The sequence below is a fragment of the Paenibacillus gallinarum genome, assembly GCF_014836635.1.
GTDB lineage: Bacteria > Bacillota > Bacilli > Paenibacillales > Paenibacillaceae > Paenibacillus > Paenibacillus gallinarum.
In genome coordinates this window covers 16,913-28,692 of the sequence record NZ_JACSQL010000015.1, presented here as the reverse complement: position 1 = coordinate 28,692, position 11,780 = coordinate 16,913, and the positions used below count along the sequence as shown (strand labels likewise).

At 42.0% G+C, this 11,780-nt stretch carries 10 protein-coding genes; 3 read left to right on the top strand and 7 right to left on the bottom strand.

All coding sequences use genetic code 11. The features are described 5' to 3' along the window. Window positions 1-40: 40 nt before the first annotated feature. Window positions 41-2,110, bottom strand: a complete 2,070-nt coding sequence (locus tag H9647_RS22130; RefSeq protein WP_191804140.1) for a bifunctional aldolase/short-chain dehydrogenase — start codon at window positions 2,108-2,110, stop codon at window positions 41-43. 322 nt (window positions 2,111-2,432) lie between these two features. Here H9647_RS22130 and H9647_RS22125 point away from each other — a divergent pair, with 322 nt between their 5' ends. Together H9647_RS22125 and H9647_RS22120 are read left to right on the top strand one after the other, a co-directional pair. Then, the gene (locus H9647_RS22125; RefSeq protein ID WP_191804138.1) at window positions 2,433-3,257 is read left to right on the top strand and encodes an alpha/beta fold hydrolase; all 825 of its coding nucleotides are present in this window, start codon (window positions 2,433-2,435) and stop codon (window positions 3,255-3,257) included. Between the two features lie 110 nt (window positions 3,258-3,367). Next, window positions 3,368-4,234, top strand: a complete 867-nt coding sequence (locus H9647_RS22120; RefSeq protein WP_191804136.1) for an alpha/beta hydrolase family protein — start codon at window positions 3,368-3,370, stop codon at window positions 4,232-4,234. 109 nt (window positions 4,235-4,343) lie between these two features. Here the strand turns inward: H9647_RS22120 and pdxK are convergent, their stop codons facing one another. From pdxK to hxlA, 6 genes are all read right to left on the bottom strand, one after another. Continuing rightward, window positions 4,344-5,156, bottom strand: coding sequence for a pyridoxine/pyridoxal/pyridoxamine kinase (gene pdxK, locus H9647_RS22115; RefSeq protein WP_191804134.1), 813 nt, complete (start codon window positions 5,154-5,156; stop codon window positions 4,344-4,346). 179 nt (window positions 5,157-5,335) lie between these two features. Further along, window positions 5,336-5,809: a DUF2500 domain-containing protein gene (locus H9647_RS22110; protein ID WP_225229496.1), complete on the bottom strand. Its 474-nt coding sequence runs from the start codon at window positions 5,807-5,809 to the stop codon at window positions 5,336-5,338. A gap of 42 nt (window positions 5,810-5,851) precedes the next feature. Further along, complete coding sequence (gene pepF / locus H9647_RS22105; RefSeq protein ID WP_191804132.1) at window positions 5,852-7,651, bottom strand: oligoendopeptidase F; 1,800 nt, start codon at window positions 7,649-7,651, stop codon at window positions 5,852-5,854. Between the two features lie 140 nt (window positions 7,652-7,791). Beyond that, window positions 7,792-8,193 carry a winged helix-turn-helix transcriptional regulator gene (locus tag H9647_RS22100; protein WP_191804130.1) on the bottom strand — a complete coding sequence of 134 codons (402 nt, stop codon included), beginning with the start codon at window positions 8,191-8,193 and terminating at the stop codon, window positions 7,792-7,794. A 70-nt stretch (window positions 8,194-8,263) separates the two neighbouring features. Next, complete coding sequence (gene hxlB / locus H9647_RS22095; RefSeq protein WP_191804128.1) at window positions 8,264-8,815, bottom strand: 6-phospho-3-hexuloisomerase; 552 nt, start codon at window positions 8,813-8,815, stop codon at window positions 8,264-8,266. Window positions 8,816-8,824: 9 nt separating this feature from the next. Next, a complete protein-coding gene (gene hxlA / locus H9647_RS22090; protein WP_191804126.1) occupies window positions 8,825-9,457 on the bottom strand; it encodes a 3-hexulose-6-phosphate synthase in 633 nt (210 codons plus the stop codon). Between the two features lie 437 nt (window positions 9,458-9,894). On the opposite strand from hxlA, the gene H9647_RS22085 reads away from it, so the two are divergent. Then, window positions 9,895-11,736 carry an LTA synthase family protein gene (locus H9647_RS22085; RefSeq protein ID WP_191804217.1) on the top strand — a complete coding sequence of 614 codons (1,842 nt, stop codon included), beginning with the start codon at window positions 9,895-9,897 and terminating at the stop codon, window positions 11,734-11,736. Window positions 11,737-11,780: the final 44 nt, after the last annotated feature.

Genomic DNA, 11,780 nt, shown 5'->3' with positions numbered 1-11,780 from the left:
CTTCGAATGTGAAGCACAAAACGAATGAATACTTACGGATTTAACGTGTAAAGGCTGCAGGTACTCCGCCATCAATCGTCAACATACACCCTGTTGTTTTTTCTGCTTTGGATGAGGCAAAGAAAGCGACGCCTTCGGCAATATCTCTTGGGTAAATATTAACGAGCAGTGTAGTTCGCTTGCGGTAATGTTCTTCCAGCTGATCAGGTTCGATTCCGTAAGCTTCTGCTCGCTCATTACGCCAGTTGGAATTCCATATCGCAGAGCCTTGTAAAATCGCATCCGGCAAAATCGTATTCACGCGAATTCCGTATTCCCCGCCTTCTGTCGCAATACAACGAGCTAAGTGGGCTTCCAAAGCTTTCGCAGAACTGTAAGCGGTCACATTTTTACCGGCATAAATTGAATTCTTAGAACCAATGAAAACCATACTGCCTCCAAGCGCCTGCTCTTTCATTACCTTAAAAGCTTCGCGGGCAACAAGGAAATATCCTGTTCCTAACACATTTATATTTAAATTCCATTCTTGGAGCGACGTCTCATCAAACGGACTCGAGGTTGCAAGCCCCGCATTATTGACAATAATGTCGACACCGCCATAAGTAAGTGCACACTGAGAATAAGCTTCTTTAATTTGCTCTTCGTTCGTCACATCCATCTTAATGGCAAGGGCCCTACCATCTCCGTACTCGGCATTGATTTCTGCAGCGACACGCTGAGCCCCTTCGAGATTCAAGTCTGCAATAGCCACATGCGCCCCTTCAGATACAAGCACCCTAGCAGTCTCACTGCCAATTCCGCCCGCACCTCCCGTAATGAGTGCAACTTGACGCGAGAATTCCGTTTCTTTTGGTGCGAGTGACAATTTATACAGTTCAAGCGGCCAATACTCCACATTGTACGATTCATTTTCGCTAAGAGAGACAAATTCTCCTAGAGCAGTAGCGCCTCTCATCACGGCAATTGCCCTATGATATAGTGCACCGCTAATTAGCGAATGAGCATGGCTTTTTCCCGTATTGATCATCCCGATACCAGGAATCAAAATGACGCGCGGTGCGCTTTCAAACATTTGATCTCCTTCATGTTTGTTGCGTTCAAAATAGGCTTTGTAATTCTGTTTATACTGCTGGATTTCTTCAGATAAAATCAGTTTCACTTGGTCTATATTTTCTAACTTTGGTTCCCATTCTACGAATAAAGGAACAACTTTGGTATGTACCAGATGATCAGGGCAAGCTGCGCCGACCTGTGACAAAGCTTTCGAGTTGATTCCATTGACGAATGATAATACATCATCTGCATCGTCATACGTTAAAATCATTTTCTTCTCATCACTGACAGCTCCGCGAATCAAAGGCATGATCGCTGCTGCTGCTGCGCGGCGCTCTTCCTCGCTAAGCGATGTATAGCGTGCTCCTCCAAATGTCTCTTTCTCCTGTGCTTGGCGTTCAATATAGTCTTCGGCCTCTTGAATCACGCTTATTGTCTTTGCATACGTCTCTTCAGAGGTATTTCCCCATGTAACCAGTCCATGCTTCTCCATAAGCACAAGTTCCGCATTAGGATGATTTCTGACACCTTCTGCAATCATTTTCGACAAAGTAAAACCTGGACGAATATAAGGAACCCAGACGAATCGATCTCCATATATTTCACGAGCGATTTCGCGTCCGTTATCTGCACAGCAGATACTAATAATGGCATCCGGGTGTGTATGGTCAACCTGTGGAAATGGCAGAAACGCATGAAGCAAGGTTTCAATTGATGCCCTTGGGTGTTTCGAATCAATCATACAATTGCTGAGGTATGCCACCATTTCTTCGTCTGGCATTTCATCTAATTCATATAAAGGATTAATATCTTCAAGCCGAAGTCCCGTAAAATGTTTAGCTTGCATGGTTCCAAGATCAGATCCGCTGCCTTTCACATACATGACCTCTACATCTCTTCCCCGAAAATCCTTAATCACCGTTTTGGTTGATGTATTTCCCCCGCCCCAATTACATACACGGCGATCGGTTCCAATAAGATTGGAGCGATACACAAGTTCATCAAGTCCTTTGTTCAGTTGCTGAGCTTTCTCGTTGTCCCACAAATTTTGTACCATAGTGTAATCAACCCTCCAGAGGTTCTATATTTAGGATAATTTGTCATTGCTTAACGGGAGTATACCACTTTTATTTGGGTTTGAGTATGTATTTTTCTGTTTTTTACAGAAAAAACAATAGGAAAAGTAGTTATATATCTTTGTTTCAAACAAATGAAGCGCTGTCAACCTCCAAACTACATAAAACTACATCTATTTCTTTGAGATACATCTTCTTTACAGATGGGACATTCCTTCTATAGGAGCTGCATATTATAAGAACAATAAAAATGAACAAGGGCAACGATATGATGTATTACAACAACAAAGGAGGAACGGGAAAATGATGATTGAAGTTGAAAATGGAGTTCAGCTGTACGTAGAAGATCTTCGTCCTGTGGACGGAGGAAATGGACAAACCATCTTTTTTGTCGCGGGCTGGCCTGTAAGTCACCGAATTTTTGATTACCAGATGCAAATGCTGCCCTACTTAGGATATCGTTGTATTACTCTGGATCTTCGAGGATTTGGGAAGTCTGATAAACCATGGCATGGATACTACTATGATCGATTTGCCGAAGATATCTCCTTCGTAATGGATGTACTTAATCTAGAAAATGTGGTTCTTGTCGGATTCTCCATGGGTGGAGCTATCTGTACTCGTCTCATTACGAAGTATGATACGGGTGCTAGAGTGGAAAAACTCGTTCTTGCCGGAGCAACAACCCCTTTTATCGTAAAAAAAGAGAATCAATCTGCTTTTGGTCTGCCTTTAGTTCAAATTGATCATTTACTTCAGCAAATGCAGATTGATTTGCCTCAAGCGATCTCCGACTTTGGGGGTACTTTCTATTATCAATATATCAGCCCCGAATACAAAAACTGGTTTCAGCATATGTGCCTCGAAGGCGCTTCCCATGCCATTTTACAGAGCGGAATTGCTTTAAGAAACGAAGATGTTTCCTCAGATCTGACCCAGATTCAAATACCGACCGGTATTTTTCACGGAGCTCATGATCAGATCGCCCAGTTTCAAGGCGCAGTTGCTACACAGCAGGCCATCCCCGGTTCTTTGTTATATCGTTTTGAGGAAAGCGGTCATGGACTTTTATATGAAGAGAAGAATCGCTTTCAAGCCACATTACTAGATTTCATTAAAAATACGTAGAAACATAAGAAGATGTAAAAATGAACCTTGCGTTTGATGAACATTGTCTGTGGGGTATAATAGTACAAGCGTAAAATAACAACTATGACCAAAGGTGATGAGCATGTATTATGATTTATCATGTGACCTATCCATCTGAAGGACTTCATGTAAAAGGATATCTTAGTCTGCCCTACGGGTACCAACTTCCTGAAGACGAAGTTCGTCAGTTGCTGTTTGGAAAATTCAGCAGCGATACATATCCCGCTGTACAACTAAATACTCCTCTGCATACCACAGGTCAAGATTTCACTTCTAAGAAATGGCCTGTGTTCATTTATTGCCGTGGTGGAATTGGTGATTTTGGTAAGGTCCGTACTCCATGGGTCGAGGAATTTGCGATGCATGATCATATCGTGTTTGCTCCCTCCTACCGGGGAAAAGACGGCGGTGAAGGACGCGACTGCTTTGGCGGAGATGACAAAGAAGATGTGTATGCTGCCGTAAAACTTCTGTCACAACTGCCTTTTGTTGATGCCGAACGAATAAGCATTATGGGATTTTCACGAGGTTCAATTAATGCGGCATATACAGCACATACCCAACCAAATATTCATAAACTGGTGCTTTGGAGCGGTGTATCCGATATGGCTCAGACCTACGAGGAAAGAGTTGATCTGCGCCGTACGTTTAAACGCGTCATCGGCGGTACTCCAACGAAAGTGCCGGAAGCATATAAAGATCGCTCACCCGTCACGATTGCTTCCGAACTCAGTTGTCCTGTGCTTATCGTTCATGGTACGAAGGATGTCCAGGTATCCTACAGTCAAGGCGAGAAAATGTACAACTCGTTAAGCGAAGCAAAAGCAAATGTGAACTTCCATCGTTATGAAGGTCTCGGTCATCATTTCCCTCAGGAAACGCACCGCGCTGCGATTTCTCGAATGTTCGAATGGATTACAGAGGGCACAGGAGATCCTGAGGCCATTACCATGTAATTCATAAAAAAAAGAGCTGTCCCCTATGTAGTCTGAATCACACACTACATAATGGGGACAGTTCTTTTTAGTGTTTCTTTTAAGTGTTACTGAGATAACGTACTGAGTATTACTTCGCAGACGGGATCCGGTGTGCGGAGTGTCTTGTTGGACCAACAAAATTGTTAAGCGGGAATCCATTTGAGATCGCCTGCGTTACAAATGTTTTCGCTCCAGATACGGATTCACGAACGGAACGTCCTTTTGCCAGACCAGCTGTAATTGCAGCCGAAGATGTGCAGCCCGCACCATGCGTATACTGGGTCTCAATCGCATCAGCTTCAAACCATTCATAGGTTTGTCCATCATATAGTAGATCCACTGCTTTACCTGCACGGATCTTTCCTCTATCTTTAATCAGAACATGTTTTGCTCCGAGATCATGAATGATCGTTGCTGCTTCCTGCATTTTTTCAAGTGTAGTAATCGGACCTGTTTTTGCAAGTTGTGAAGCTTCAAAAATGTTCGGTGTTACGAGATCCGCACGCGGAAGAAGGAATTCGATCATCGCTTCTGTATTTTCCGGCTGCAGTACTTCATCCGTACCTTTGCAGACCATAACAGGGTCGATAACAATTCGATCTAGCTTATAACGGTCAATATAGCGAGATACGAGTTCAATAATATCAACAGAACCAAGCATCCCTGTCTTCATTGCATCAAAACCAATACCTTCAATTACGGTTTTAAGCTGTGTTTCCACAATTCCAAGATCCACAGGAAATACTTGATGATCCCATGTTTTCGGTTCCATGCATACAATCGTTGTTAAAGCGGTCATTCCGTATACATCATATTCTTGGAATGTCTTTAAATCAGCCTGAATTCCAGCTCCTCCGCTTGTATCAGAGCCTGCTACCGTTAATGCTTTTCTTATCGTCATGTTCATTATTCCCTTCGCTTGTAGATAACTTCTCTATTATAAAATAAGTGAATGGCCTTAATCCATACCCATTTTGTAAGATTATCATAGAAATCAACATTTCGTGAAAAAAACTGCCTAATCACCTCTCTATTGAGATGACCAGACAGTCTTCAAACGTAATAGTAACTTTTGAATATTTACTGTTCATATGGAGAAGGCCTAAGCGGACTTGTCATCCGTTCAAATCCTAAATACCGAGTTCCTTGATGAGTAAGTGTGCCCTCGTCACCTTCCACCAGCAGACCATATTCTTCTGCCCGCACCTCAAATTCTGTTCGACGACCATCTTCAAATTCAAAGGTTAGATAATAGTTAGTATATGCCCTGCTGTTACCAGAGCCTCCGCTCACTTCGGTTCTTTTGGTTAACACACGTGCGCGTTCACTCAAACGTTCAGCCGCATTATTACGAGTGTAGGTGGTAACTCCCTTTATAATTGAATAAAGAACAACACTGATAATAATTAATAGAATTGTTGTAAAGAAAAATGCAAATACAGGAGGAAAACCAGCAAAAAAATTGCCTAATCCTGAGAAGAAACCAGGCCCTTCATCAAAAAACATGCCTCCGTCGTTAAATCCACTTCCAAATAAGTAAAAATGAACGTTCATGACGTTTCTCTCCCTTGATGGACATAAAAACCTTTGTACGAATTAGTATAAACTCTCCAGTTCATCAATCAATTCACCCACATAACGTACCGCACTGCGAATCGGTTCCGGCTGCGACATATCCACACCAGCCAGCTTCATGAGTTCCAAGGGACTTTTGCTCCCCCCGGCTTTTAACACCTCTAACCAGCGATCTACCGCAGGCTGCCCTTCGTTACGAATCTGCTCAGCAACAGCAGTCGAAGCAGTAAGACCTGCAGCATAAGTATAAGGATAGAGACTCATATAATAATGCGGCTGACGCATCCATGTAAGGGAAGCATGATCATCAATGACAACATCCTCTCCCCAGAATGAAGATAAAATACGGCCTTTTAACTCCCCTAGCTTCACTGCAGTGATCGGCTCATTATTCATGGCAAGTTCGTACACCTGACGTTGCAGTTCTCCTTCTAATAAGTGAGTAACGAAGTTGTGGAAATAGGTTCCTAACAGCTGTGAGATAACCCAGCGGCGCATCCGTGGATCATTAGATCGCTTAATTAAATGATCTGCCAGCAACAGTTCATTCAGTGTAGAAGGGGCTTCAATAAAATAAAGTGATGGTCTGGCATTGGTAAGACGTTGATTTTTCCCAGCAAGCATTAAATGTCCCGCATGACCCACTTCATGAGCGAGGGTAAAGGCGCCTCTCATGTTATCTGACCAACTGATGAGAATGTAGGAATGGACATCTGGAATAGACATACAGAAGGCACCTGTTCGTTTTCCTGCATTATCAGCATAGTCAATCCAGCGCTCGCGGAAGGAATCAGCAACAATCTCACCATATTCCGGCCCGAGGACCTGCAAAGCTTCTTTGATCAGTTCGCCAGCCTCTTCGAATGTAATACCGGGACTATAATCAGGATCGAGCGGAGCTTTTAAATCAGCAAAAGTCATCTCTGATAAACCCAGTACACGTTTCTTGAGTGCTGCGTATCTCCGCATATGAGGTGCAAGTTCTGTCTGAATGATGTCAAGGATATTGCTGTACATTGCTGTAGTTACCTGCTGAGGCTTAAGCAACATATCTGTTACCGAATCGTATCCCCGAAGACGAGATTCAATGACTTGGCGTTTTACTTCTGTTCCATACGCTTCTGCGAACGTATTTCGATATTTATACAACGTTTCACTAAAGGCTTTAAACGAATTTCGGCGAAGTGTGGTATCCGCAGACTCTACATATTTATTCTCATAGAGTGCAAAGGATACGGGAACTTGTTGCCCCCGCCCATCTTCAGCGGGAGGAAAGGTCATATCCGCCAGCTTGCTTCGTTCATAAATACGGTAAGGTGCGCTTAACACTTCACCAAAAGAAGCAAGTACTTTTTCAGTTTCTGCACTAAGCCGGTGACGCTTGGTTTCAAGCAGCAGCTTCAAACTTCTTTCGAACACTTGAAGTCCAGGCTCCTCTTCTATGTAGGCTTCCACTTTTTCATCCGGAAGGGATAAAATCTCTGAACGTACAAAAGAGAGTGCGGAGCTTACCGCAGAAGATACGTCTCTTGCTTTTGAGGCATCCATTTGATTCTGAGGGTTAATACTATCGCCCGATTGATGCAGATATGAGTAAGCATTCATTCGCTGCAATCTTCCCTGAAGCTTCTCCTGAGCCTCCAGACAAGCAAGCAGTGCTTCTGCACCCTCTCCCAGCCTTCCTTCATATTGTGTAACGGTAGAAATATCCATCTCGATGGCTTTACGCTCTTCCTCCCAAGCTTCTTTCGTAGCGAATATATCATCTAGATTCCAAGTGGATTCCGTTCGGACTTCAGACCTTGTTAAAATTTTGGACATAGGGTTCATTCCCTTCTTTTTTCTGTTATATATTACCTAATTTATGTATTGTATCACAAAACACCTTGAGCTCCCTTTTTAAAAAAACAAAAAAAGAACCCGCTTCTGTTTCCAGAAGCGAGTCCCTACGACGAGGATCATTACTCGATTACCAGCTCATGATTAGAGTCTGGCGTCTCTTCACCGTCGTCTTTCCATATCACGTTCTCACCATATTGTTTGCCCCAATTATACATCGCTTGTAAAACAGGCATCAGGCTTTGTCCATGATCCGTCAAAGAATATTCTACGCGCGGAGGAACTTCTGCATACACTTTGCGATGAACAAGAAGATCTTGTTCCAGTTCTCGTAGCTGATGGGTCAACATTTTCTGTGTAATATGAGGGATCATCTTTTTCAGTTCACTAAAACGTTTGGTCCCTTCAAGACCCAAATGCCATAATATAATCAGCTTCCACTTCCCGCCAATGACAGCAAGCGTCAGTTCTTTCTCACAGTTAATTTCTTTGAGATTAATACGATCTTTTATTTCTGTTGCCACTTGATATCATGCCCCCTTCACCTAAGTCTACTATAACTTTCTATTTCGCAGCAAAAGGGGCTAAAGAAAACTATTCAAGATTGGCATGTCTTTCAAACATGGTTCCTGTATCCTGATCCATCTTTCTCATTAATGATAGAATAATTCCATCGAGCGTAATGATCAGACTTTGTTCAAATAGTGAACCCATTGGCTGAATAGATTGCCGCTTACCTTCATCTTCCTTCGCTGCCGCATGAATTTGTATGATTACATCCGCAAGCTGCCCAATCGAAGAATTCTGATGAATCGTAAGAACCAAGACGGAAGCATCCATTGCTTTTGCCTTTTGGGCCATAGATAACAAACTTTTCGTTTCACCTGACCCGCTGCAAAGAATCAGAACGTCGCCCTTGCGAATTGGAGGGGTCGTCGTCTCTCCAATTACAAAGGTAGGCTTACCCAGATGAGCTAGCCTCATCGCAAACGCTTTTCCCATCAAGCCAGACCGCCCTGCTCCCGCTACAAACACCTGACCTGCTCCCGCGATTATATTCATCGCTTCCGTTAACTGGGTTTCGCTAAGAAGAGCCGTTGCCGTTTCTAATTCCCTAAGGATAGATACTACATCATTTTTGACCATCTCTCTTTGTTACCCTTGTTTAATCAATTTTTGCATCTCAGCTGCTACTGCTTTTTTATCATCTTGGGTAGTGATTCCGCCGCCGACAATAACGAGATCAGGTCCAGCTTTGATTACTTCTGGCAAGGTTTCCAGCTTAATTCCGCCCGCAACCGCTGTTTTTGCATTTGTTACAGCTCTCTTAATCGTCTGCAAATCTTCAAATGAGTTTTGACCTACGGCTTGAAGATCATATCCAGTATGGACACAAATATAATCTACACCAAGAGCATCGATCTCTTTAGCACGCTGTTCAATGTTTTTCACATTGATCATATCAACAAGGATTTCTTTGCCTTGTTTTTTTGCTTCTTCGACAGCACCTTTGATTGTCATATCATCAGTAGCACCAAGAACAGTAATAATATCAGCGCCCGCTTCGGAAGCTTTCATAATTTCGTAACCACCCGCATCCATAATTTTAAGATCCGCGAGTACAGTAAGCCCAGGGAATGCTGCTTTCATTTCTTTCACTGCACGAAGTCCTTCATTAATGACGATAGGTGTTCCAATTTCAACAATATCAATATAAGATTCAACCTCTTTTACCACTTCAATTGCTTCTGGGATATTTACAAGGTCAAGTGCTAATTGTAATTTCATATATCATTCGCTCCTCTATAGTTCGTTTTCATGACAAGCTGGATTCAGGTTGTCTGTTACCCTTTATACTAAGTACTAAAGATCCAAATAGGAAGTACGCACTTTAAAGTAGGGTAGTTACCTGGAGTATACTAATGGGCAGTATGTTGATTTTTTATATAAACACTGTAACTTTTGAACTGTACGGTTTAAGCACAATTGATTAGCCAGTAAGACCTATACTATAATGCTAGAAGATATGATAAATATCTGGAAAACGATAGAATCTAGCAGGGAGGGAAAACTTTTGTCCGGCAGATGAGATTCCGGCTTAAGTACAATTGATGAAACCACCACTCGAAAAAGTAAAATCTCAGGACGATGCTTTAATAAACTACGTCCCAAGTAGTCCTGAGCAAAAGTCAAACGTTTTTGTCAAAGCTTCAAATGTCCTCACCATGATCTGCACACGCTCGTTATTGTTCTTCTCTCTAATTATGCTGTTTAAGAGTTATGTAGCTTGGTTTGGCGTTTTTGATGACGGACCTTCCTGGGCCATTATGCTCAAAGAATTACCTTTCATACTGCTCATTTTCTGTCTTATTGAATGGTTTGCCACGAAACGAAAATTAATGATATATACTATTTTTAATTTGCTTTTAACCGCTATTTTCTTTGCAGTTATTATTTATTACAAATACTATGGTGTTATTGTCACCTACAAAGCATTAGAACAAGTAAATCAGGTGACGGCAGTCAGCAACAGTGTCTTCTCACTAATCGACCCTCAATATTTGCTGATCTTCACGGACGTTCTCGTGTTTGGCTATTTACTATTCAGGAATAAATCGGCGAGAAGCTGGAAACAAGCGATACGAAGACCCGCAAATAAAAAAATCGTTGCCTGTCTTTTTTCTATCTCACTCCTTATTACATCACTGAATATTTACACAAATCGCGGCAGTTTTAATGAAGTAGTCAAAGCAGAACAAATGGGGATTTTCAATTACGAAGCGTACACCTTGTTTAATCAAAAGAAAGCGGAACTTATCCCAGCGGAAGAGATTACTCAAGAACGGATTAATGAATTAAAAGGATTGTCAGAAAATACGGCTGACGCTTTACAACTGAATGGAGCTCTAAAAGGAAAAAATCTCATTATCATTCAGATGGAATCGCTTCAAAATTTTCTAGTTCATCTAAAAATCGATGGACAAGAAATTACACCCAACTTGAATAAGCTGGTACAAGATAGTACTTATTTCTCTCATTTTTATCATCAGGTAGGCCAAGGGAATACATCGGATGCTGAGTTTGTAGTAAACACTTCCTATTATGTCCCTCCTGAGGGCGCTGCTGTTCAGACTTACGTAGACAAAGTATTACCGAGCCTGCCAAGACTTCTTAAAGATGAAGGTTACAATACAGCTACGTTCCATACCAATGTCGTAGAATTTTGGAATCGCGGTGAACTATATTCATCACTTGGGTTCGATCACTATTATGACAAGTCATTCTTTGGTGAAGAAGATACGGTATTCTTTGGAGCTTCCGATCATGTACTCTATCAAAAAACAGCGGAAAAACTAGAGGAGATGGATCAGGAAGTAAATCCATTTTATGCCCAAGTCATTTCCATGTCTGCTCACCATCCGTTTACTCTTCCCGAAGAGAAAATGACGTTGCCTCTTCCTGAACGTTATGATGATACCTTTGTGGGAAACTATATTCGTGCTCAGCATTATGCAGATGCTGAACTTGGTACGTTCATTGCGGATTTGAAAAATCGCGGGGTATGGGATAACAGTGTTGTTGTTCTATATGGAGATCATGTTGGACTGCCGACTACATCACTGGATGACGAAGACCTGTCATTGCTAAATGAAATACTCGGACATCCTTATGATTACTCTGATATGATCAATATTCCTTTTGTCATTGCTTCTTCTGGTGTCACACCTGAGGGAGAGCAGAAACAAATTGGTGGTCAGGTAGATATCTTGCCTACTGTAGCCAATCTGCTTGGTATTTCACTCGAAGACCATATTCATTTCGGGCAAGATTTATTGAATCAAAAGGATTATAATTTATTGCCTGAACGCTATTATCTGCCTACCGGCTCGTTTGTGAATAGCAATGAAGTCTTCATCTCCGGCAGTGGATTTGATGATGGAGAACATCATTTACTGAAGAACATGCAAGAAACGGATCATATAACGACAGAGAATGATTTCTATCATGCCCTTTCTCTCCTCGATTTGTCACATAGTTATATATCCCAGCTTCCTATTAAGCAATAAGTAAAAATAGCACCCTATGTCCTCACGATGAAATCGTGAAGCAT